This window comes from Coprococcus sp. AM97-35 (genome assembly GCF_027697525.1).
Classification (GTDB): Bacteria; Bacillota; Clostridia; order Lachnospirales; family Lachnospiraceae; genus Allocoprococcus; species Allocoprococcus comes.
In genome coordinates, this window is sequence record NZ_JAQESL010000003.1 from 13071 (window position 1) to 36343 (window position 23273).

Genomic DNA, 23273 nt, shown 5'->3' on the forward strand with positions numbered 1-23273 from the left:
TCTAATTTACGTTCGAAGCCCCCAATAAAAGGAGCCCGTCAGCACGATTTTCAAATCTGCCGACGGGCTTCTTGCAATTATACGCTTCTCTCTTTTGCTACCTGAACATATCCAGTTTTACCGGCGTTCCATCATCATAAAATTCATACAACTTTTCTCCGTCCTTTACCCGAAATCCCTTTCTGTCCGTTCCGTCCGAACAAGGCTGCCATAGTTCCTCCGGAATATCTACATAAATAATCGTTCCTTCTGCCTTTGTACACGAAACATCATCAATTGTAAGCTGAAATTTTGTTCCGTCCGATTTATTCTGCCCCCAACCCAATGTACCTGTTCCTTTTTCAAATACATTATCTCTGGACTCCATATCATCATTTACAATATCAAATACCATGCAGAAATCCTTTTTCTGGTGTACCTTATAGATTCCAAGATGATACAGATCTCCTTCTGACTGATATTCATTATATTCTAAATGTTCTTCTCTAATGCTGAAAAATTCCTTCCAGTTCTCTTTCGTAAACTTCTCTTTCTTTATGTATGAACGGAATTTATCGCCTGATAATTCATAAAATTCTGTATTTACAATTTCATTCTCCTGTATCGTTACCGATTCATTGTCATCATCATATACTTCTATCTCCTTTATACGATCTTTTTCAGACGCCGTATCCTTTCCACCACAGGCAATGGTTCCTGCTACGATCAAAATAATTCCCAAAAATATAGCATATTTTCTCTTTTTCATCTCATCCACCTCCCGTTTTGAATAGTCTGCCTTTTTCTTTTATTCTATCATATATTCAGTCATTTTATCCATCCAAAGAAAAATGATGCCGATAGAATTTTTCTATTTCTATCAGCATCATATAACATATTTTCTATATTCCAAATCCACTCAGCAATACATAATATCCTGTCAAGATCACTACAAACACCACAATAACCGGGATTGTCTTCTTCATCAGCTGCCCCCAGGATACCCGGAAATATTCCGTAATGATCGCAAGGCAGATGTGCGTCGGCGAAATCTGCATTGCCGCATAAGAAAGTGCCATCAGGTACACCAGAAGTCCGGCTCCTGCATGCGGTATGCTTGCAAATGCCAGCGGAATCAATAGCACAATCATAGAATTTGCTCCACTGATAATCGTTCCAAGAAACATAATGATTCCAAATGCCGCAAACTGTGGAATTGCAGATCCTGCAAACAAATCCGGAAGTTTTCCGATTGCCCCTGTATAGGTAAGAATGTTCTTGAACATCATCAGAATGATCGTATTGAAGATGATTCTCCACTCTACCGATGTCTTTGCAAAATCCAGTACTTCCTTCAGACTTAACCGATATACAATAATCGAAAGCACAATAATAAACGGCAGTACCTTGATCACAGAAAGATTCAGTGCGATCACAAGCACAATACAAAGCACCAGTGGCCAGAAACAGTACAGAAGCTGTTTGAATTCTTCTTTTTTGTCTATCATTTCATCCTCACTTGCTTCATATCCTTTCGAAAGCTTCCGCAGATAAAATACATATCCCAGTACCAGAAGCACCACAACCATCGGCGCCATAAAAAGTACAAATTGCCCGGTTGATACCGCTGTAATGGAAAGTGCCAGCAGAATTGCATTATAAGTCGGCGAAAAGCTTTCTGAAATATGGCGGTAGTAACTGGTCACAAACGTCTTTTCTTCCACATCCAGATCTTTTCCTGTCGCCTTATCTACGATCGCCCCACAGATATTGACAGCTCCTGCAGACGGAAGGAATCCAATGATCACCGGCGCAATTACACACACCATACGCCTGTCTCCGCTAAGCCTCTGCAGTGCCATCTCCGCTCTTTCCAGAAGTTTCCGGTTCTCCATGATCCGCTGCAAAAAGGTTACAAGAATAAAGCTTCCGACCACCAGCAGCGTATCCTTTTCATAAACCGACTGTATCATCAATTTTGCTGCATCCCCAAGCGGAATTCCAAACAGGATCACAGTCAGCAAAATGGCAGCGATCATCGCATCACGCAGTTTTAATTTTGCCAGGACCATCACCATAATGACAATAAAAATCACTGCAAGCTTTATAAATTCGGTCTGCATCTCTTTACTCCAATTCTCTTTTTTCTAATTTCCCTTTTTTCATCCACAGACACCGGTCCGCATAATTTGCGAATTCTCTGTCGTGGGTACTGACCAGGATTGTCGTTCCTTCTTTTGCCATTTTTTGAAAATATTTCATAATGATCTCTGAATTTTCCATATCCAGACTGCTTGTCGGTTCATCTGCGACTACCAGTTTCGGGTTCTGCGCAAATGTCCTTGCGATCGACACACGCCTTTGCTCTCCGCCGGACAGATTTGCCGGATATTCGGAAAGCATATTCTGGATTCCAAGAAGCTCCGTCAGATACGTGATCCTTTCTTTATCCGGTTTCCGGTTTTTCCCCAGCGAAAGTGGCAGCAGGATATTTTCCATGACCGTCAGATTCTGGAGAAGATTTTGTCCCTGCATGATATAACCAAGGTCGCCTCCCCGCAGAACCGATAACTGTCTGTCATTCATTTTTTCAATCTCATGATCCAGTACTGTGATCTTTCCTTCTGTCGGTTTCAGGATCCCGGTCAGCATATGGAAGAGGGTGGATTTTCCACTTCCTGACTGTCCCATGATCGCAACCAGTTCTTTTTCTTCCACTTCCAGATTCACGTGGTCTACTGCGTAAAACTGATTCTTTCCACGTACAAATTCCCGACTCAGATTTTCTGTCTTTACAATCATGATTCCACCTCCTGGATCAGTTTATATAGTTCCATACGATTCGCTCTGACTGCCGCATATAAGGTGGCAAGAAGGCTGACACCAACCGCAAGCCCCAGGCTCTGCAATGCAAGAATCACATATTGGGAAACATTTACATTCAGATACGGCATATTCATACTTTCCATGATCACGTCTTTAAATAACAGGATTCCGCCTCCGGAGAACACCACTCCAAGAAATCCTCCAAGCACACCGATCATTCCTGCTTCCAGAAGAAGCATCTGGAAAATCTGGCTTTTTCGTGCACCAATAGAAAGTAGTACCCCAAACTCCTTCAAACGTTCATTCACAGTAATGTTAAAAATGCAGATCAGTGCCAGGACTGCCATTAAAAACAACAGTCCGATCAGAAGCGCGCTGTAAGACCGCATCTGTTCCAGTGTATCTGAAACTTTTCCGGACATTGCTTTTGCCGTATAAGCTTTCAGACCGGAATCTCTCATCTTTGTGTTGATCGTGTTCGCCACTTCTTTCGGATCTGCTCCGTCTTTCGTCCGGATCGTCAGAAGGGAAACATATTTCTGCGGTTCTGTAAGATCCGTCACATACTTGATCTGAAAACTGTCAAATAATGTATATGCCGTCTCAAAATTCATGAATGCGCAGTTATCATAACTGGTTCCTGTTTCTTCGAGTTTTCCTGCAACCTCGTATTCCTGTCCAAAGAAAGAAATTTTATCTCCCGCTTTTGCCGTAATCTTGCTTCCAACAACAGTCTGACCCTTTTTCAATTCACTCACATTGCTTCCAGACATCCACGGCTGTACAATAAAATCACTTTCCGGTTCAAAAGCAACAATCTGTACCGGAACTGAACAGCATGCCGCATCCAGTGATGCAATGTAGAGCTGCGGAGAAATTTTGTCAATTCCATCCGTCTTTTTCACCTGATCCACCAAAGACTTTTCAAAATAGAAACTGCACAACCCTCCCGAAAACAGAGAATCGCTTAAATCTGATTCATATTCTCCCGGTGCTACGATCACATCCGCCCCAATCCGATCTACTGTCTTATCAATACAAGTTTTCATACTTTCTGTCAATACTCTACTGGTAAACAGCGCTGCCGATAAAATCAGCACCAGTGCTGCCAGAAACATCGTCCTGACTCTTCGATGCCGCAGATTTCTGACTGCAAGTCCAGGTACAGTCAACATTTTCTGTTCCATTTTTCTTTCCTTCCTTTTTTAACATTTTGTTCGGAAAACCCCCGTAATTTTCCAATTAAAATAAGGAATGTGCCTTGGCACTTTCCTAATATATAAGACAAAAGAGGAGCTTCCACTCATCCCAGAGTTCAAAGCTCCTCCACCTCATTCATTTATGTGTCTGATTATTTTGTGCTTACTTTTTCAGCAAGTGGCTGCCATGCTGTCTCTACGACTTTATCTACAGTCCAGTCAGAGGTAATGATTCCTGCCTCAATGTAGTCCTTTGCAACAGCTTTAATTGTTTCCTTTGTATCTGCATTGGATACTGCCCAGTTCTGCTGATCAAGCATGTATTTTGTAAGCTCGATGTCACCAGATACCATACCCTCATCAAGCATGATCTGTGCAGCTTCGTCTTTGTTTTCTGCAATGTACATATATGCATCCATTACACATTTTGTAAGTACCTGAGAGATTACCGGATTTTCTTTTACGAATTTTCCGCTCATAGCCATTACGCAGCATGTTTCATCTTTGAAATCATCATCCCATGTGATAGAACGAAGAACTTTTAATGTTCCGTCATCTACGAATTTCTTTGCAAAACGGTCACTCAGAAGGCAAGCTTTGATGTCACCTGACTGAAGAGACTGGATTGCTGCACTTGATTCAACCTGTACACATGTTGCTGCATCCTGTTTCAATCCATCTGCAAGGAAGAAACGGATGATCATGTTGTGTGAAGATCCACCGATCGGGCTATCCATACCAACAGTTGTGCCTTCCAGGTCTTTTGTTGATTCGATTCCTGAATCAGCAAGTACATATAATGATTTGCATCCTGTCTGCGCACTTCCTGTAAATACGATGTCCATTCCGTTTGTGATCGGAACTAACATATGTGCAATATGGTGTACTCCAAACTGAGCTTTTCCAGTTCCAAGTGCTTCTGTGATTTCAGTACCAGCTGCGATCTGAACATCTAATCCCCAATTATCATAGTATCCGAGTGCTTTTGCCATGCTAGGTCCTGATGTACAGTCACCACCATCATATTCGGCTGTGATGGTTGTTCCCCATGCCGGCTCTTTTTTCATTGCTTCTTTAATTTCATCATCTGACATTTTTGTGATATCAGTCACTTCTTTCTCTGTAGAAGCTTCCTGTTTTTTGGAATCACTTGTGTCTTCCTTCTTTTCTGATGAGCTTGATGAACCGCCACATGCAACCAGTGATACGGTCATTGCGCATGCAAGTAACGTTGCAAACAATCTTTTTTTCATAATTCTTTTCTCCTCTTCGTGTTTTTACTTTGTTGCTTTTATATTTATCTTTCAATAAATATCCATTTAATGATCTGTATGATGCTTCAGATCAAGCATCTTCAGAATCCTGTTCCGATATGCTTGGAACTCTTCGCTGTCTCTCTGCTTTGGTTCAGCCAGTTCAATCGGTATATCTGCCTTTACACGTCCCGGTCTTGGCTCCATAACCAGCACTCTTGTTCCCATATAAATTGCTTCTTCTACATCATGTGTAACCATGACGACCGTCTGTTTCTGTTCTCTCCAGATATTCAGGATCTCATCCTGCATATTCATTCTGGTAAATGCGTCCAGCGCGCCAAGAGGCTCGTCCAGAAGCAGAATATCCGGATGATTGATCAGCGATCTTACCAGCGCCACTCTCTGCGCCATACCTCCGGAGAGCTGATGCGGATAGTCTTTTCGGAAATCTTCAAGTCCTACCATTTTCAGCATATGCTCTACCAGTTCTTTATCCTGCTTTTTCTGCATACGCAAGCTGAAGGATACATTCTTCTCTACCGTAAGCCACGGAAACAATGTTGCTTTCTGGAATACCATTCCACGATCCGGTCCGGCTCCAACAATCGGTTTTCCGCCAAGTCTGATCTCACCGGTAGTCGGTCTGATCAGTCCTGCGATCAATCGCAAAATCGTTGATTTTCCACATCCACTTGTTCCAACAATACTGACAAACTCACCCGGCTGGATCGTCAGATTCACCTCTGCCAACGCATGTGTGATCTCGTTACTGTCTGTCTTTGCAAAACTCTTTGTTACTTTGTCAAACTCCAGGACACGCCCGTGTCCCTGCTTCTCATCCACTGATGCCATCTTATTTCACAACTCCTTCCTGCCAGCGAAGCACTATTCTTTTGATCACATTCAGTATAAAGGTAACTGCTGTGAAAATAAGACAAATTAAAACGATAGCTGCATACATTTTAGAATAGATCGCCCATGATTTCTGCCACTGGATATACCATCCAAGACCTGCCTCGGCTCCCATCATCTCAGCAACCAGAAGTGCTGTACAGGCAGAACTCATTCCCTGTGTCATCCCCTGAAGAATGTTTGGCATTGCATGTGGGATTGCCACCCGGAATACCAGCTGGTGACCTTTGGCACCTAATGTTCTGGCCGCTTCCAGATATGCCTTGTCTACATTCTGGATACCGGTTGACGATGCGATCGTAAGTGCAAACCATACACCAAGAGCGATGATAAATACACTTCCTTTAAACAGTGAGGATACCAGAACCATGATGATCGGGATCCATGTTGTGGAAGGGATCGGTCCAAGCATCTTAATGATCGGTGAAACCCAGTAGTTAATCCTTTTGCTGTATCCACAGGCAACACCTGTGATCAGTCCAAGGATCGCTCCAATAAAATATCCCGTGAATAATAATCGCAGTGAGTACAATGTACTTTTCAATAACAGTGCCCGGTCATCAATGATCGCACACAAAATCGTATTCACACATGGGAAGAACGGCTGTTTTAAAATACCTGTCTTAACCGTCAGAAAATCATACAGCATAATTACCAGTATGATCACAGAGTAAAGCGGTGCTTTATGACGTACTTTTGCAAAATAACTTTTATTCAGTAATCCTCTCATTACCATGATCAGATATAATGCCAAAAAAAAGCAGACGACAATAGTAAACACATGCGGATTAAAATTCTGAACGGCATCCGGCATCAGATAATATATTAAAAACATAATTATCGCTGCAAAATACGGACAAAAACAAATTACCACATCCAACATATGTTGCATCTTCGTCTTCGGAGCACTTTCCATTTCTAGCAACTCTTCTCTCGTAAGCTGTCTTTTACTCTCCATTTTTCATTTGACTCCTTTGTAAATTTTTACCATTTCCTTTAAATGCTTTTTAACTATATCAGCATTTTGCACAAATGTAAAATTGTTATTTCTTATATACAATTTGATTTATTACAATTTTCTATAGTTTTTATCTGGTAAAAGTAAACTTATTAACCATAAGTATGTTATACTAAATACAATAAATTTTTAAAGGAGATATGAATTATGAATTCACAAAAATTATCCGGAGCAGTTTCCTGTCTTGCAGCAATTCTTATTCTTGCAGCAGATAAGATCTTTGCCCCGGTATGCAAAGGAACCATGGAACTTGCAAACGGAGGAGAATGCATGATGCGGTGTCATTATTATGGAATTGCACTGTTTCTTTTTGGTCTGCTCCTGCTTGCAGAATCCGTTCTTCTTTTCTTCGGAACACACGATTTTAAATTACCGGTTGTCATCATTATCACTGCTGTTCTGATCCTGCTTCTTAGCAATACTTCAATTGGCATTGGTATTTGTGCCAAGGCAGGTATGATGTGCCACAAAACTGCTCTTTGGGGAAGAATTGGTGCTGTTCTGGCAATCATCGGTGCCGGAATCAGTCTCTTTGTACATAAATCACAGATGCCACAGGCGAATTAGGATTCACGCAACAACATTTCAAACAGAATATCTGATTACCTTTCCTGTAATCTATAATCAGGAGTCAAAACTTTCTGTGTACGCAAAGAAGCCGGAGTCTGACCGATAACACAACTGCCTATATCCAGGCTTTTCTGTTATCAGCCAGATCCCAGCTTCTTTTTTCGCTCTTTAAAGTGTTTCTGCCACTTTCATATTTGCAATCAGTCCCCGCAGCTGAATCAATGAAGAATATCCATCAGTACAGTCATCAATCTTTCCATTTGCCGCAGGATGGAAATAGCGTCCTTCCTTCTCCGCTCTCTTTCCCTCGGCAATTGCTTCTCTCAAAATCTCCCTGTCTTCTATCCGCCTTTCTTCCGGGATTTCATTGATGATGAGCATTGGTGGCTTTACCGTTTCTGTACCGTTTTCTGCCTTTCCCTGCAGTTCAACTTTTTCTCCACAAAATACATAGCCGGTACAGTAATTTCTTTCTGTTCCGATCACCTTCACTCCGTGCGATATCAGCCAATCGATCGTTGCTTTCCGGTCCAGCATATCTTTTGGTCCTGCCGAGATCAGGATCACCGGAATCTGCTGAAGAGCCGGAAGATCCGGGCAGAGTTCTTCTCCTTTGATGTCCCCGATTCCACCCATTCCACAGGTAATTGCAACCGGAATTCCCATTTTCACACAGACTGCCATTGTCCCGGAAGCGGTAAGTGCGCCTGATTGCTTTTCCGCTAATGCCTTTTCCAGCAGATCACAGTCAATTCTTGGATAAGCGGCTGCCCGGCTTCTAAATTCAAGAAACTCATCGATATCCCCGATCCTGATTTCCCCATGATCAATCCAGGTGATCTTTTTTCCCGGATCTTGCCATTCTTTTTTTATTGTTTCATTTGATACCGATTTTAATCCATGTGTCAATAATGCTGATTCTACTAAATATTCCATCTGTTGTTATTCCACCTTTCTCCTTCTGGATATCAATCCCGTACTTTTTCTCATCATATCATACTTTTCCAGCTCAAATTAAAAAACCGGATAAAAATTTGCATTTCTACCCGGTTCCTGTATTATTTCAACAATTGCATCAGCTCTTCAAAAAAGCTTTTTGAGGTTTCTTCTGAAATCGTATAATCTGACGTTATCTCTTTAATGATCTTTTTCAACCATTCGTCCCATTTCATAGTCCACCTTCTTTTCCGCCAAAGGCTTCTATTTTGTATTGTCTACCGCATCCTCCACCAAAGAGTAATCGGCATTATCGCCCACAACATCTGCGTATAGATCATCCAGTGTCGGGTATCCATAATATTTCCATACCATGCTGGAAATACCGTCTGTCTTTGCATCAGTCTTGATCTTAAAGAAATTGCCAGGTGTTCCATAGTCAGACAGATCAATATCTGTATTTCCTTCCCCGTCTGCAAGAATTGTTCCATAATGCATATACCAGTAAACATCATTCACCTTGTCATAAGATCCATCATCATTACTGTACTGATCCCGTACTTTTACATGATAAATAAGATACAGTTCATTTCCATTGCCCACAACAGGCTCCAGCAGATAATCTCCCATATAAGTAAGGCTCTCCAGAGATTCGGAATCTACCCAGCTGCTCTCCACATGATCATTGTATTCCTGTTCCGCCCGGTCCTTCATTTGCTGCATTGTATCATCATCGATGTCACTGGCTGATGTGATATAATACCACAGTCCTTTTACGGTATATTCTTTTTCCCATTTTTCCGGCAGCTTTCCTATGTTGGCGGCATAGCTGTCTGCCATAGATTTATCCAGATATACTTTAATCTTGTCTCCGTTTGCCAATGTTCCATTTGATGCATCTGTCTGAAAATCAGCAGATGTAAGATCAGATCCTGTATAATCAAATGAAACGGCTCCTCCCGGGCTTATTCCGTTAAATGATACCTGCAGGTCTTTGAATGCATCAAATGTCTTAACCTCTTCCAGCCCTTTGATTTTATAGGTTTTATTTTTATATTTCAGGTTGCATTTCACATATTTTGCATAATCTTTATTGACATTCCAGTTGTATTTGACTTTATCTTTGTTGGAAAGATTGCTGTCCGATTTCATTTCCACACTAACATAGGACTGCAGTACCGCTACCGGTGATATGGAATCTGTATTTTTTCCATACTGTTCTTCAAATTCTTTTGTAAACTTCAGTCTGGAATCATATTTTTTCTGAATCTTCTCCCAGTCGATCTGCGGATATACATTTCCATATCCGTTATATCCTGTTGTTTCAAAGGTGACATACTTGTTCAGATCGATTGTTCTTCTTGCACGCGATATCAAAAGCCCTGCTGCGATCACTACAACGACAACCGCACATGCCAGACCGATCAGGAACTTGTTCAGTCCTCTTGATTTTTTATGTGTGAGTGATTTTGTTTCTGCTGTACTTGTTAGCGTCTCTTCTGTATTCTGGGCAACCTCTTCTTTCTGCTCTTCTGCATTCTGGACAGTCTCTTCTTTCTGTTCTGCTACATTTTTAGCAGGTTCTTCCTGTTCCAGTGGTTTTCCGCATGTTGCACAGAATCTTGAACCATCTGGATTCTCAGTTCCACAATTTTTGCACCTCATATCTCTTTTACATCCTTTCTGTATGCTATATTTTTCTCGTTTATATTATTAAGACGAGTCAAAATCTAGTTTGGTTTTAAAAACAAGAAAAAATTTTTATTTTTTTAATAATGACTGATCTGGTTGATGATCTCATGGTATGAAACAGCTTCATTGCCCAGTGCTTCCGGCTTTCTGTTTCCAAACAATTTCTTTAATTTCTTTTCATATTTCTTATTTGTGACTTCTTTTCCATCCCATTTATACTGGAAAACATAGTCTCCATTTTCATCATACTCCGGATTCGTATTATCTTCTATTCTACATTCGCCATCGCCGATCTGTAACCATTCCCCATCTTTGATTTCAAAAACGCGGTCATAAAAAACACCCATATTTCCGTCATTGTTGTCCAGTACATTGCCGCCCGGAATATACCACATCCCGATCCGGTAGATCTCTTCTTCCCGGATTCCATCCGGTGTACAGGTCGCTACGGTCGCACCATCCGCCATGCAGGATCCAACCCGCACGATCTCGGGTACATCATCTCCATTCATGTCAAAGAGTTCAAACCTTGTGTCATCACTCCACTTTCCAACCCAGTCTTTGTAAGCCGCCTGCCATTCTTCTTTGGTAACTTTCTGCTCTTTTGCCTGGTGGATATGATATCCCACGACAGCACCTCCGCCGATCACTGCCGCTCCTACAACTCCGGCAACAGCCTTTGTACCGATGATTTTCCCGGCTGCTTTTCCTGCCGCACTCTTTACAATCTTTCGTCCGGCTGCCTGCCCGTTCTTTACCGGATCTGTCTTCCTGATTCCACTTTTACCCGAACCGGTATTTCCGCTTGTGGGTGCACTTCCGCTTTTTACGATGCCGGCACCCTGTCTCACCAATTCTTTTCCAAATGAACCAGGCACCGATATCGTCTGCTCGCCCTCTCTGAGCATCCAAAGTATAAACGGAAGCGGCGCTACGCTGTATAATTTTGTTCCTTTTCTTTCCAGTTCTTCTACATCATTTCTGATCTTTTTCCGGGCATAATTCAGTCTGCTCTTTACTGTTCCGGTCGAACATCCAAGTGCATCTGCAATGTCTGCAACCGACAATTCCTCATAATAATACATCAGCACACACAGCTTCTGATCTTCTGGCAGACCGTCCAGAATTTCTTTCATCAATCGCTTTGTCTCTGCATAATCCACGGACTCTTCCGGTGAAAATGTCAGATTCTCATCTGCAATTGTATCTTCAAATTCCCGGTCATCATCCCCTGTCGGTATATCAGAAAATAGCTGCGGCTTCTTCTTTTTCAGCCAGTCTTTACATTTGTTTGCCACAATGCAGTTGAACCAGCTTTTCAACCGCTTTGGATCCTCAATCTGCTTCAGATTACGGAATGCAGAAATATAGGCATCCTGCATGATATCCATTGCATCCTGCTCATTTTTCACCATCTGAAGTGCGATTGCAAACCCTTGCACATAAGTCAGATTGTAAATTTTCTCCAGAGCGTTCTCTTCTCCGGCGGCAGCTTTTTCTATCATCTCTTTCAGATCATTTTTTTCTTGATAATTGACATTCTTCGCTCCACAGTTTCCGCAGAACTTCTGATCACTCCTGATTTCTTTCCCACATCTGGTGCAATACATGTTTTCTGTCCTCCAACGCATCAACCGGTCGTTCCTGTGTAAGCACAAATCTGTAACCGGCTCATCATATACATAAAAGACCGGATAGACTAACTCCTATCCGGCTTTTTGCATATACTCTTTCATTTTTTCATATTCTGACCTGCATTTCATCACTCGATGCTTTGCCTTCTAGTTTTCCTCAGTTGCCTTATCATCTTCTATTTTTGTTCCACAGTTTGTACAGAATACAGCCCCCTCTTCCAGCGGCTTTCCACAGGACTTGCACACTTTCACTTCTGCCTTTTCCTCCGGTTGTTCTGTCGGTGCTTCCAGTGCCGCTCCACAGTAAATACAGAATTTACTTCCAGGGTTCACTTTCTTTCCACACTGCGGGCAGATCTCTTCTGTCGATAATTTTTCAATCATCTCTTTGTTGACCGCGATCTCATCCTGCAGGGATTTGATCTGTGCTGCAAGCTCCGGCATCTTTTCCATGCATTCGTCCCTGTAATTGGCATAGTATGTACTGCCAATCTGGTAAATGACTTTTTCAATTTCTTTTTCTTTCGTCTTATTTAAATTTGTCAGGCGGAAAATCTCTGTCGTATCTTTTGCCTTCTGTGATAAATCCTGACCGGTTTCTGTCAGGCTGTTTTTCAGATTATCAAAAAATCCCATTTGTCTCATTCCTTTCTGTAAATTTTATCTTACCACTTTTCTTGCATTTATCAATAAGCAATTTGTATAATTTACAGCTACTTTACAATCTTTAAAAATCATGATTCAAAAAAATCAAACACTTTCTTCCAGTATTCTTCCGCAATCGTATTTTCCGCATTGAATATCTCATGCTTGGACTCCGGGAACTTCACAAGCTCGGCACTTTCCGGTCTGTTCTTGTTTAGTTTTCGCACAAAACGTTCCTGCGCTGCATTCGACACCAGATTATCCTTGCCTGCCGAAAAGAGCATGACAGGTGCTTTGATCTTCTTCCATCCGGTCTTTTCCAGATACCGGTTCAGACGCATTGCATTTCCGAGCCATCCATAAGACGGTGCGTTCAGATGATAATGGGCTTCCTTCGTCCTTTTTTCTTCATAATACTCAAATCTCGGACGGGAAAGGGAGCAGCTCTCTTCAAATTTTCCTGGCTCCTTGTATGGCTTCTGACCGACTACATATTTTTTATTCCTTCCCACCTTGCAGGATGTCTTTGCGATCGCCTTTGCCACATGCCACGGCACCCCTCCGGTCAGTGGGCGGATCATCGGTGACGACAGAATTACCTTCTCAAACATTTCCGGTGCTCTTGCCGCAACTGCTGCCGCAATTCCGCCTCCCATAGAATGTCCGTACAGATAAATCTTCATCCCCGGATTGTCCTCTTTTGCCTTCTTGGTTACAAAGATAAAGTCCTCTACATAACGTTCAAAGCTGTCCAGATGCACCAGGGATTCATCTTCTGTCAGACGATAGCTGAAGCCATGTCCGCAGTGCTCCGGAAGATATACGCTAAAACCTTCTTTTGCAAAATAATAGGCGATCTCCTTATATTTTTCCGCGTTTTCAATAAATCCATGTGACAACATCACAACCGCATGTGGGTTCTCCGGAACATAATGCATACAGTGGATCTTCTGCCCTGCATGTCTTTCCAGATAGAATTCCGTTCCGATAGATACAAGATACGGTTCTACGATGGTCTGCATTTCTTCTTTGTAGTTACTTTCCTGTAAAATAGGTGTCTGCATGTGTGATAACCTCCCCGATAGATTTTGGTTCGTACTTTTTATTTTCTGATATGATTATAGCAGAGAGGGGAACTCTCTGCTATAGGATTTCTGTATACAGTTCTTTAAAGTTGTTCAAAATTATAAAGTTGCGCTTTTTCCACTTACATAATTCAGCAATCGCATTAAATCTGTAATCGTTACGTTTCCATCTCCATTGATATCCGCTGCATGACTTTCGAATATCCTTTGGCTTAAATATCATATGCATCACAAGTTAATTATAACAGAAAGAAAGACCTTGAGTTCATTATAAACTCTTGGTCTTTCTTTTTTTGGGGACTATTCTTTTTTCACAGCCCCTTTCTCTCCACATTTAGTGATGTCCTGCAATCAATGCCTCAATTTCTTCCGGTCGTGGCATCACCCGCAATGCTCCCTTACGTGTTGTGATAATTGATGCGGCAGCATTTGCATAAGTCAGCATTTCCTTTAAATTTTTCTCAGTCAGATTTTCTAGTCCATGTTTACATATGTAATGCAAAACACATGCGCAAAATGTATCTCCGGCACCAGTTGTTTCTATTGTATTTTCGTTTATAAAAGGTGCTTTTTCAACCATCCTGTCCTGATAATAAGCTCTACTGCCTTCTTTTCCCATAGATACCAGGATAAGCGGGATATCATATTTCTCCCTGATCCATTTTACAGCCTCTGTATAGTCATTTTTTCCTGTCAGCCACTGAATTTCATTATCTGAAATTTTCAGGATATGACACTGTCCCAGACCATACAATACCTGCTCTTTTGCCTCATCCATTGTATTCCACAGTGGCTCACGTATATTAGGATCAAATGAAATGATCGCACCAGCCTGTTTTGCAATTGCAACTGCTTTTTTTGTCGCTCTGCGTACTTTCTCATGTGTCATAGACAGGGTCCCAAAATGAAAAATCCGTGTCTCAAGAATTAATTCCTCTGGAATTTCCTCTTCTGTCAGCATCATATCCGCTCCCGGATCTCGATAAAAAGAGAAATCTCTGTCTCCATCCGGATAAGTATGAACCAATGCCAATGTCGTATGTACTTTATCATCTTTTCTCAGACCGGTCACATTGATTCCAATTGCTTTAATTGCATCTTCCAATTGCTTTCCAAAAAAATCATTTCCTACTTTTCCAATAAAAGCCGTTTTGTGTCCCAACTTCGTTAACATTGCCAGGACATTGCATGGTGCCCCTCCCGGATTTGCCTCAAACAATGGGTTTCCCTGGCTACTAATACCATTTTCTGTAAAATCAATCAGCAATTCCCCTAAAGCTACTACGTCCATTTCTTATTCTCCTGCTTTTTACATTATAATATCATGCTTTTCAACACTCATTGTCATTTTCTTATCGCTGAAAAAATAAATATCTTTCGCATTCAGAGGCGTACAGATTGCAGTGGTCGCCGTCTGCTGTCCATCATTAATAAAAAGTTCGATCGAATGATAATCCAGGATAAAACGCATCTTTTTAAGCCCTGCCGGATCCTCAATTCTGAATTTTCGTACACATACCACATCTTTTGTAACACCGCAGTATGTACGGTCGATTTCCAGAAGTCTGGTTTCCTTATTATAGGTATAACTCGTTTCATACTCACTATCTGCTGCCAGTTTGATAGAAAAGATTGTATTTTCTCCATCTTCCAGTGTCACCGTAAGATCAATTGTGCGTCCCTCTACTCCTGCAAGCACTGTCTCGCCTTCGATTTCTGCGTGTTCATAGCAACATGGATTCTGATGATAATTTTCCAGTTCTTTCACCGGATTTTGCCAGATACGGTTTTCTTTTATCTCCAATTCTCTCGGAAATGTCATCATTCCCTGCCAGTCCTGCGAATTCGGTATCACACAGGCATCCCATGATTTCATCCATGCGATCATGATCCGTCTGCCATCCGGAAGTTCTGTTGTCTGTGGAGCATAGAAGTCCATACCATAGTCAAGTGTATGCGGCTGTTCTTTGCTGAATCTGCATCTGTTTGCATCGTAGTCTCCCAAAAAATACACCGAATTATGTCCATTGTGAAACTCATATTTCCGCGCCTTCATATCCTGTGGCGAACAGATCAGCACATGTCTGTCTTTTAAAGCAAAGAAATCCGGGCATTCCCACATCGTTCCTATATCACCATTTTCATTTGATGCCAGAATTGTCTCAAATTTCCAGTCTGTCAGATTTTTGCTCGAACAAAGCACAACTTGCCCAACCTGATTATCATTCTTATTTCCAACGATTAGATAATAGGTATCGTTTTCTTTCCAGATCTTCGGGTCACGGAAATCAATCCGGCTGCATCCTTCTGGAAGCATCTCACCTGTTACAACCGGATTCTTTTCATACTTTACATAATCTTTTCCATCACCAAATGCAATACACTGATTCTGCCGTTCCTGCTCACTTCCATCTGCCTGCTTTACTCTGGTAACTCCGGTATATACAAGTACATGCTTTCCATCTGCTTCGATCGCACTTCCGGAAAAACATCCTGCCTTATCATATTCCTGATCCGGTGCAATCGCTGCCGGAAGCTGCTCCCAGCGGACCATATCGTCAGTCACACTATGTCCCCAATGCATTGGTCCCCACTCTCTCTGATATGGATTGTACTGATAGAACAAATGTATTTTCCCATCATATACGGAAAAACCATTCGGATCATTGATCCATCCGGTCGGTGCCGTAACATGGAACAGTGGTTTGGTCGTTTTCTTTACATACACTTGTTTTTCTGTCTCATAATTTCTTGCTTTTTCTAACATCTCACTCATGCATTTTCTCCTGCTACTTATTCTCTTCTGAAAGCGATTTCTGGTACTGATCGAAATACTTCTGTTTAATAGCCAGATAATCGGAAAGTCCGTACTTTTCCATTTTATCAAGGTAAGAATCCCACTCTTTTTCGATTCCACCATTTAAGATCCAGTCGGCTTTCTTCTGCTCTGCATATTTTTTGATGTCGGTATCATACTGTGACACTTTATTGGTATCTTCGATACTCATGAATACATTTGGATATACATATTTGCTGTTCATATCTTTCAGAAAAGTGCATGTAGCCGTCAGGCCACATGCACTTTTGCATTTTCCTATCTTCTATTCCGCCAGCACTTCTTCCGCAATATTTCTGGCATGGTCGGAAATTCTTTCCAGGCATACCAGAGAATCAAGGAATACCACTCCGGCTTCTGTGTTACACTGCTGGTTGGTAAGACGCTTAATATGCTTTGCGCGGAGGGAAATCTCCAGCCCGTCTGCCTCTGTTTCTTTCTCGATGGTCTTTAACGCACTTTCGCGGTCATTGGACTCAAAGGCTTCCAACGCATACAGATAACTTGCAATGCAGACATCCAGCATCTTGTTCAGATGTTCCACTCCAACCTCAGAGAAATCCACCTGCTTTTCCAGCAGTGATTCCGCGAACTCAGAAATGTTTTCGCAGTAATCACTGATACGTTCCATATCCGACACGATCTGGAGCATATGCGCCACCTCTTCATGCTCACGTTCATTGATCTGCAGAGTCGACAGCTTGATCGCATAGGATGTGATACCGGCACTTAACCGGTCTACCTTGCTTTCTTCTTCCTTCAGGAACGCAATCTGTTCTTCTTTTCGTTCGAACATAACTTTTCTTGCAACCTCCAGAGAATCCGCAACCACATGTCCCATTCGGACAAGCTCGGAAACGGTTGACTGAATCGCGATACCAGGGGTCTCCAGCATACGGTCATCCAGAAGGACTACACTTTCATCCTGTACCTCTTCTTCCACATGTCCGATCTTCTTGGCAAGCTTGATGATCCAGTCAGAAACCGGGAACAGCAGAACGGTTGTCACAATATTGAATACCGTATGCACCATACTGATCTGTGTCTGGGTGATATTTCCATGCGCCCATGCCGGATTCACAATACTCAGATATGCGATCGCAATAATACTGAAAATGATCGTTCCGATGATATTAAAGATCAGATGCATCAGCGCTGCGGTTTTCGCATTTTTCTTTGCACCCACACTGGACAGGATTGCAGTTACGCAGGTACCGATATTCTGTCCCATGATAATATAGATTGCTGCGCCAAACGGTACAAGACCTGCTGCTGCAAGGCTCTGCAGGATTCCGACCGATGCAGATGAGCTCTGGATGATCGCCGTAACGGCTGCACCCGCCACAATTCCAAGCAACGGATTGTGTCCCAGTGATACGAAAATATTGCAGAATGCTGCATTATCTTTCAGTGGTTCCACCGCTGAGGACATGGATGAAATCCCGACAAATAAAAGTCCGAAACCAACCACAATACTTGCGATATCTTTTGTCGAACGCCTCTTTCCGGTCAGCATAATGATCACACCGATCATGATCGCAACCGGTGCCAGATTGGACGGACTTAAAAATTTGGCCCATTCTACACTGGATACCAGCCATCCGGTAACTGTTGTACCGATGTTCGCACCCATGATAACTCCCATCGCCTGCTGAAGGTTCATGATACCGGCATTTACAAAACCGACTACCATGACGGTCGTCGCAGATGAGCTCTGGATCACTGCGGTAATGAACGCTCCAAGCAATACGCCGAAGAACTTATTCTTTGTAAGTGCTTCAAGCAATGACTTCATCCGGTTGCCGGCAGCATTCTCCAGCCCCTGTGCCATGATCTGCATTCCATAAATGAACATACCAAGGCCTCCGACAAACGGAATAATGATACTTGTGTACTTCATAGTCGTGTTATCTCCTCTTATGTACTTTTTCTTTTTCACTCTGATTCTTATTTTACAGGCCATTTACACAGCCACGATTTCATCTTAACATCATTTTTCTCTCTGTACAATAAATTTTCTTTCGTAGTTCTGACGAAAAATATTCCCATTACCCCTTCATCTTTGGTTCAAATATCCATGATGCAATGTACCCAAAAATCAATGCGCCGCTGATTCCTGCCGCACTTGCCTTGAATCCTCCAAGAAAAATTCCGATAAATCCTTCCTTGTCGACTGCCTCTTTTACCCCGTTCCATAAAGTATTTCCAAAACCGAGCAATGGCACGCTCACGCCTGCCCCCGCATACTCCTGCAGTGGTTTAAATATCTGTACAAAACCAAGAATACAGCCAAGTACCACCAGGCTTACCATGACTCTTCCCGGCATCATTTTCGTCCGGTCAAGCAGGATCTGCGCCAGTGCACAGATGAGTCCTCCTACCCAGAATGCATTGATATAGTCCATTTTCTTTCCTCCTTTAACAATGTTCCAGCACAATTCCATGTGCAATTCCCGGAACGCTTTCTCCTTCATTGAAGCTGACCGTCGACATCAGCGCCCCCGTTGGTACAAAAAGGATCCTTTTCCACTCCCCCGATATCAGCTGTGGCATAATATATGCTGCAAGAGTGATCGCCGCGCAGCCGCAGCCGCTTCCACCGGAATTGGTATGCTGTGTCTGCTGATCGAAGATCGTCATTCCGCAGTCCATATGATTTTCTTTGATATCCAGCCCTTTCTTACGAAGCAGGTCAAATAAAATCGATTGTCCCACATAGCCCAGGTCTCCGGTAATGATCCGGTCGTAATCCTTTTCACCCCTTCCAAAATCCATAAGATTCTGCAGAATCGTATCACACGCTGCCGGTGCCATACACGCTCCCATATTCTGTGAATCCTTCAGCCCATAATCCACAATTTTCCCAATCGTCACTCCACTGATCCGCACCCGGCTTTTCTTTTTTCCTACCAGAAAGGCTCCGCTTCCTGTCACTGTCCAAGTAGAAGAAAGTGGTCTCTGATTCGCATAGCCAAGTGGAAAACGGAATTCTTTTTCTGCACTTCCAAAATGACTCGATGTTGCAGCAAGCACCAGATCTCCATAGCCTGCCGCCACAGTCATTGCAGCAAGGGCAAGTGCCTCTCCGGATGTGGAACATGCGCCGAAAAGACCAAACACCGGAATCTGAAGTTCTTCCGCCCCCATCGATGTAGCAATTCCCTGTCTTAAAAGATCACCGCCAAAGAGATAGCGTACCTCCTCCGGTTGTACTCCCGCATTTTTCAATGCCAGCTTACACGCAAGCTTCTGCATTGTTCCTTCTGCAAGCTCCCAGGTTTTCTCTCCGAAAAGGTCATCCTCCGATGCAATATCAAAATATTTTCCAAGTGGCCCTTCTCCTTCTTTTTTTCCGGCAACCGATCCGGCGCTTACCAGATACGGACTTTCCGAAAATGCAATACTCTGCGTTCCTTTCATCGCATTCATGTCCATCCCTCCTTGCTCACACAATTCCGATCAGCGTCCCAATCCAATAGAGCAGTCCCAGAACCCAGCTGGTGAAAACTCCGTACAGGATCACAGGTCCTGCGATCGTAAATATCTTGCAGCCAATTCCGAAAACCTGCCCCTCTTTTTTGTATTCAATTGCCGGCGCCGCAACGGAATTGGCAAATCCGGTGATCGGCACCAGTGCTCCCGCTCCTCCCCAGTTCGCGATCTTCGGATAGATTCCAAATCCGGTCAGCACCACACTTGCCAGGATCAGAATCAGTGAACACCAGCTTGCAGAAATATCCTTTGACATTCCCGCCTTTTCGCACGCATTTAAGATCGTCTGTCCAATCGTACAGATGATCCCGCCGGTCACGAATGCTTTTGCCATCGCAGGTCCAGGCTTCCTGACCGGTGTTTTCTCTTTTACATATGTTTCATACTCTTTTTCTTTCTCTTGTTGCTTCATTTTCTCCTCCAGTTACCATCTTTTATAGAAAAACAGAAGTGCTCCAAGGCTTTTCCCAAGCGCCATCCCAAAAATCAGCCATGGCACACATTTCAGAATTTTGATCCTCCGGATAAAAATCGGAAAAATATTCAGGATTTCCGCAAGTGCCATTGACCAGCAACCAACAAAAATTCCGGAAAAAAGTCCAAACACCGGAACGATCCATTTGCCGCCAGGCATCGCGAGCCCGTATACCCAGAAAATATTTCCAAGGATCCCACCTGCCATAATGCAGTTTTCATACAGCATGACATGCTTCCCGGTATGTGTCCGGTCTGCAAAATCTGACACTACGCCAAGTCCGATAATAAATGAAAACAGTCCTGCCGCGACTGCAAATCCGGATGCAAGACCAACCACCGCCACCAGAATCTGCCTAATCCACATCGACTTCTTTTTCCTTTCTCGCATAAGCTTCGATCAAAGTTTCCTGAATATCATTTTCATACAAACGCATTTCCACTTCCATCGGCGTCGGATCTGCTGTAAATTTCTTTCTTCCTAAATGATTGAAGAAAATCAGGATCCCTACGATCAGCCCGATGCAGTAAGTCAGCTCTATCAGGGTAAATCCATTCGATTCTTCTCCGGTAAGAAGCAGATAAATCCGGGAAAACATCTTTGTCACCGACACATCATTGTTAAATGCCATGATGGAAAATGCTGCTCCGATAAATGTGATTCCCGCAACTACAACCACTTTAATTCCCTGCCAGATAGCATTTCGTTTTTTCTCCCCTTCATAGGTAATGATCAGGTCACTTTCTCCTTCGTTCTGAATCTGTAGTCCGGGAATTTCCCGATGGATACATTCTATGATTTTCAGAACAGACACCACATATCTGTGCTGTTCTTTTTTCGGGATTTTCAGGATCCGCAGTGGTTTAATCCTGTTCATGATGGAAGAATTGCTGCATTCCATTGTCAGGATATCTCCCAATGTCACATTTGGTTCTTTCACCTCGGTATTCTTTTCCCCTTTGATATAAAGTATTTCATTTCCCGAAGACATCTGTATCCGTCCTTTCTTTTACCGGTAGCGCCTGCCAGATCAGCGTTCCTTCACTTACCTGGTCTGTCCCCCGGACGTCATTATAATAGTAGATCATTCCGATCAGAACAGCTGTCAGCAGGGCACAAAGAACACAGCCCCAGATATATTTTTTTCTTCTTTCCAATCGCATCCGCCTCCTTTGTGATCTGTTTCAGATAGGAAATAGTATCCCTGTTTTTCCAGAAAACATACATCCTTTTATTCTTTTGCGTGTTCCCGCATGGTTTTCAGGATCTTTTTCTCCATCCGCGATACCTGCACCTGGGAAATTCCAAGCTCTTCGCCGATTTCTGTCTGCGTCTTATCTGCAAAATAGCGCAGATACAGAAGCTTTCTCTCGTCTTTTTTTAATTCTTTTATCAGCTCTGTAAGCAGAAGATGATCCAGGATCTTTTCTTCTGCACCGCCTGTATCTGCAATCTTTTCCAGCAGCATTACTTCATTTCCATCTTTCATACCGACCGGTCTGTGAAGCGATTCCACTTCTCCTGCTGCCTCCATCGCCATCACCAGCTCCTCTTTTTCCACACCCGTTTCTTCCGCAATTTCTTCCAGCAGCGGTTCTCTTCCAAGCTTTTCCGTGAGCGCCTCCTTTGCCTGATATGCTTTATATGCAATCTCTTTTAAGGAACGGCTGACCTTCAACATCCCGTCATCACGCAGGAAACGCTTTATTTCTCCTGTGATCATCGGAACTGCATAGGTAGAAAATTTCACATCATAGCCCAGATCAAACTTATCGATCGCTTTTAAAAGCCCGATGCTTCCGATCTGAAATAAATCCTCTGCCTCTGTGCCCCGTCCGTAAAATCTTTTCACCACACACCAGATCAGACCGGTGTTTTCCTCCACAAGCTGTGCCCTCGCATTTTCATCCCCTTCGTGAGCCCGTCTGATCAATGCGATTGTGTGGTCCATACAGCTTCCTTCTTTTCCCCTCCTGTCGTTTTCTTCATCCAAACCGTAGTCCCTTTTCCAGGCACAGATTCCACCTGTACTTCATCCATAAATGCCTCCATAAATGCAAATCCCATCCCGGACCGATCCATATCCGACCTGGTCGTATAGAGTGGCTCCATCGCCTGCTCCACGTTTTCGATACCGATGCCCTGATCCTTCACTGTGACCAGAATGGTCTTCTTATCTTTTTCAATCCCGCACCAGACCGTGATCTTTCCGGACGTCCGGCCCTCATATCCATGAATAATGCTGTTCGTCACTGCTTCGGAGACCGCTGTCTTCACGTCTGCCACTTCCTCCAGAACCGGATCCATCTGCGTCATAAACGCAGCCACTGCCACCCTTGCAAATCCCTCATTCTCCGATCTGCTGTCAAAAACTACTTCCATCTCGTTAAAATATTCCATTACATCATTCCCTCCTCATAAATCTGTATGATCTTCGTCACGCCGGACATATTCAGAATCTGCCGCATCCGTTCACTTGTATGTATCGCCCATACTTCCCCGCCAAGAAGAAAGATATGCCGGTACCGTCCCATGATCACTCCAATCCCGGAACTGTCCATAAAATTCGTTCTTCCAAAATCAAAGATCACATATTTGATATGTTGCTCCTCGATCACCTTATCCGCCTCCCGTTTGATCTCCTCCGCATTGTGATGATCCACCTCCGCCGGAAGAAAAATCGTAAGACAATTTTCTTTGATCTGATACTGCATTTTT

General features: G+C 43.0%; 26 protein-coding genes and 1 pseudogene. 1 reads left to right on the forward strand and 26 read right to left on the reverse strand.

Going from position 1 to position 23273, the window contains the following annotated elements:
* Window positions 1–97: 97 nt before the first annotated feature.
* The 7 genes from PG840_RS03425 to PG840_RS03455 form a co-directional block, all read right to left on the reverse strand.
* Window positions 98–748, reverse strand: coding sequence for a hypothetical protein (locus tag PG840_RS03425; RefSeq protein WP_270205884.1), 651 nt, complete (start codon window positions 746–748; stop codon window positions 98–100).
* Window positions 749–881: 133 nt separating this feature from the next.
* A complete protein-coding gene (locus PG840_RS03430) occupies window positions 882–2102 on the reverse strand; it encodes a DUF401 family protein (protein WP_195250977.1) in 1221 nt (406 codons plus the stop codon).
* A gap of 4 nt (window positions 2103–2106) precedes the next feature.
* Window positions 2107–2781, reverse strand: coding sequence for an ABC transporter ATP-binding protein (locus PG840_RS03435; RefSeq protein ID WP_117557805.1), 675 nt, complete (start codon window positions 2779–2781; stop codon window positions 2107–2109).
* Entirely contained in the window at window positions 2778–3992 is a 1215-nt protein-coding gene (locus tag PG840_RS03440) for an ABC transporter permease (RefSeq protein ID WP_117557803.1), read from the reverse strand. The genes PG840_RS03435 and PG840_RS03440 overlap by 4 nt, the downstream gene beginning before the upstream one ends.
* A gap of 164 nt (window positions 3993–4156) precedes the next feature.
* Window positions 4157–5257: an ABC transporter substrate-binding protein gene (locus tag PG840_RS03445; protein ID WP_243006403.1), complete on the reverse strand. Its 1101-nt coding sequence runs from the start codon at window positions 5255–5257 to the stop codon at window positions 4157–4159.
* 66 nt (window positions 5258–5323) lie between these two features.
* Entirely contained in the window at window positions 5324–6112 is a 789-nt protein-coding gene (locus PG840_RS03450; protein WP_117823543.1) for an ABC transporter ATP-binding protein, read from the reverse strand.
* 1 nt (window position 6113) lies between these two features.
* Window positions 6114–7130: an ABC transporter permease gene (locus PG840_RS03455; RefSeq protein ID WP_195502496.1), complete on the reverse strand. Its 1017-nt coding sequence runs from the start codon at window positions 7128–7130 to the stop codon at window positions 6114–6116.
* A gap of 207 nt (window positions 7131–7337) precedes the next feature.
* Between PG840_RS03455 and PG840_RS03460 the strand changes: the two genes are divergently transcribed.
* Complete coding sequence (locus PG840_RS03460; protein ID WP_055261133.1) at window positions 7338–7757, forward strand: DUF4418 family protein; 420 nt, start codon at window positions 7338–7340, stop codon at window positions 7755–7757.
* 171 nt (window positions 7758–7928) lie between these two features.
* Here PG840_RS03460 and PG840_RS03465 read toward each other — a convergent pair whose 3' ends face one another.
* The 19 genes and pseudogenes from PG840_RS03465 to PG840_RS03550 form a co-directional block, all read right to left on the reverse strand.
* Window positions 7929–8696: a pseudouridine-5'-phosphate glycosidase gene (locus PG840_RS03465; protein ID WP_270613363.1), complete on the reverse strand. Its 768-nt coding sequence runs from the start codon at window positions 8694–8696 to the stop codon at window positions 7929–7931.
* A gap of 264 nt (window positions 8697–8960) precedes the next feature.
* A complete protein-coding gene (locus PG840_RS03470) occupies window positions 8961–10361 on the reverse strand; it encodes a zinc ribbon domain-containing protein (protein ID WP_270205886.1) in 1401 nt (466 codons plus the stop codon).
* Window positions 10362–10465: 104 nt separating this feature from the next.
* Entirely contained in the window at window positions 10466–11998 is a 1533-nt protein-coding gene (locus PG840_RS03475; RefSeq protein WP_270613364.1) for a sigma-70 family RNA polymerase sigma factor, read from the reverse strand.
* A 171-nt stretch (window positions 11999–12169) separates the two neighbouring features.
* Window positions 12170–12658 (reverse strand): zinc ribbon domain-containing protein, encoded by a 489-nt coding sequence (locus PG840_RS03480; protein WP_270205888.1) that lies wholly within the window; start codon window positions 12656–12658, stop codon window positions 12170–12172.
* A gap of 98 nt (window positions 12659–12756) precedes the next feature.
* Window positions 12757–13731 carry an alpha/beta fold hydrolase gene (locus PG840_RS03485; RefSeq protein WP_195502501.1) on the reverse strand — a complete coding sequence of 325 codons (975 nt, stop codon included), beginning with the start codon at window positions 13729–13731 and terminating at the stop codon, window positions 12757–12759.
* Between the two features lie 120 nt (window positions 13732–13851).
* Window positions 13852–13956 (reverse strand): dockerin type I domain-containing protein, encoded by a 105-nt coding sequence (locus tag PG840_RS17010; RefSeq protein WP_082424237.1) that lies wholly within the window; start codon window positions 13954–13956, stop codon window positions 13852–13854.
* Window positions 13957–14086: 130 nt separating this feature from the next.
* Window positions 14087–15043: a carbohydrate kinase family protein gene (locus tag PG840_RS03490; RefSeq protein WP_270205889.1), complete on the reverse strand. Its 957-nt coding sequence runs from the start codon at window positions 15041–15043 to the stop codon at window positions 14087–14089.
* Window positions 15044–15061: 18 nt separating this feature from the next.
* Window positions 15062–16528, reverse strand: coding sequence for a glycoside hydrolase family 32 protein (locus tag PG840_RS03495; protein WP_270205890.1), 1467 nt, complete (start codon window positions 16526–16528; stop codon window positions 15062–15064).
* A gap of 13 nt (window positions 16529–16541) precedes the next feature.
* A pseudogene (locus tag PG840_RS03500) lies at window positions 16542–16805 on the reverse strand (ABC transporter substrate-binding protein); the annotation flags it as partial.
* 48 nt (window positions 16806–16853) lie between these two features.
* Window positions 16854–18488: a Na/Pi cotransporter family protein gene (locus PG840_RS03505; RefSeq protein WP_044999060.1), complete on the reverse strand. Its 1635-nt coding sequence runs from the start codon at window positions 18486–18488 to the stop codon at window positions 16854–16856.
* A gap of 148 nt (window positions 18489–18636) precedes the next feature.
* Window positions 18637–18993: a SpoVA/SpoVAEb family sporulation membrane protein gene (locus PG840_RS03510; RefSeq protein ID WP_022220978.1), complete on the reverse strand. Its 357-nt coding sequence runs from the start codon at window positions 18991–18993 to the stop codon at window positions 18637–18639.
* Window positions 18994–19006: 13 nt separating this feature from the next.
* Complete coding sequence (gene spoVAD, locus PG840_RS03515; RefSeq protein WP_022220979.1) at window positions 19007–20017, reverse strand: stage V sporulation protein AD; 1011 nt, start codon at window positions 20015–20017, stop codon at window positions 19007–19009.
* Window positions 20018–20033: 16 nt separating this feature from the next.
* Window positions 20034–20492, reverse strand: coding sequence for a SpoVA/SpoVAEb family sporulation membrane protein (locus PG840_RS03520; protein ID WP_008372960.1), 459 nt, complete (start codon window positions 20490–20492; stop codon window positions 20034–20036).
* A 12-nt stretch (window positions 20493–20504) separates the two neighbouring features.
* Complete coding sequence (locus PG840_RS03525; RefSeq protein ID WP_022220980.1) at window positions 20505–20921, reverse strand: stage V sporulation protein AB; 417 nt, start codon at window positions 20919–20921, stop codon at window positions 20505–20507.
* Complete coding sequence (locus PG840_RS03530; protein ID WP_022220981.1) at window positions 20911–21546, reverse strand: stage V sporulation protein AA; 636 nt, start codon at window positions 21544–21546, stop codon at window positions 20911–20913. Before PG840_RS03530 ends, PG840_RS03525 begins: the two co-directional genes overlap by 11 nt.
* On the reverse strand, window positions 21530–21712 hold the full coding sequence (locus tag PG840_RS03535; protein ID WP_044999057.1) for a hypothetical protein: 183 nt from the start codon (window positions 21710–21712) through the stop codon (window positions 21530–21532). Before PG840_RS03535 ends, PG840_RS03530 begins: the two co-directional genes overlap by 17 nt.
* A 74-nt stretch (window positions 21713–21786) precedes the next feature.
* Entirely contained in the window at window positions 21787–22506 is a 720-nt protein-coding gene (gene sigF / locus PG840_RS03540) for an RNA polymerase sporulation sigma factor SigF (RefSeq protein WP_008372953.1), read from the reverse strand.
* The gene (gene spoIIAB, locus PG840_RS03545) at window positions 22485–22955 is read right to left on the reverse strand and encodes an anti-sigma F factor (RefSeq protein ID WP_270205891.1); all 471 of its coding nucleotides are present in this window, start codon (window positions 22953–22955) and stop codon (window positions 22485–22487) included. The genes sigF and spoIIAB overlap by 22 nt, the downstream gene beginning before the upstream one ends.
* Window positions 22955–23269 (reverse strand): STAS domain-containing protein, encoded by a 315-nt coding sequence (locus PG840_RS03550; protein WP_008372950.1) that lies wholly within the window; start codon window positions 23267–23269, stop codon window positions 22955–22957. The genes spoIIAB and PG840_RS03550 overlap by 1 nt, the downstream gene beginning before the upstream one ends.
* Window positions 23270–23273: the final 4 nt, after the last annotated feature.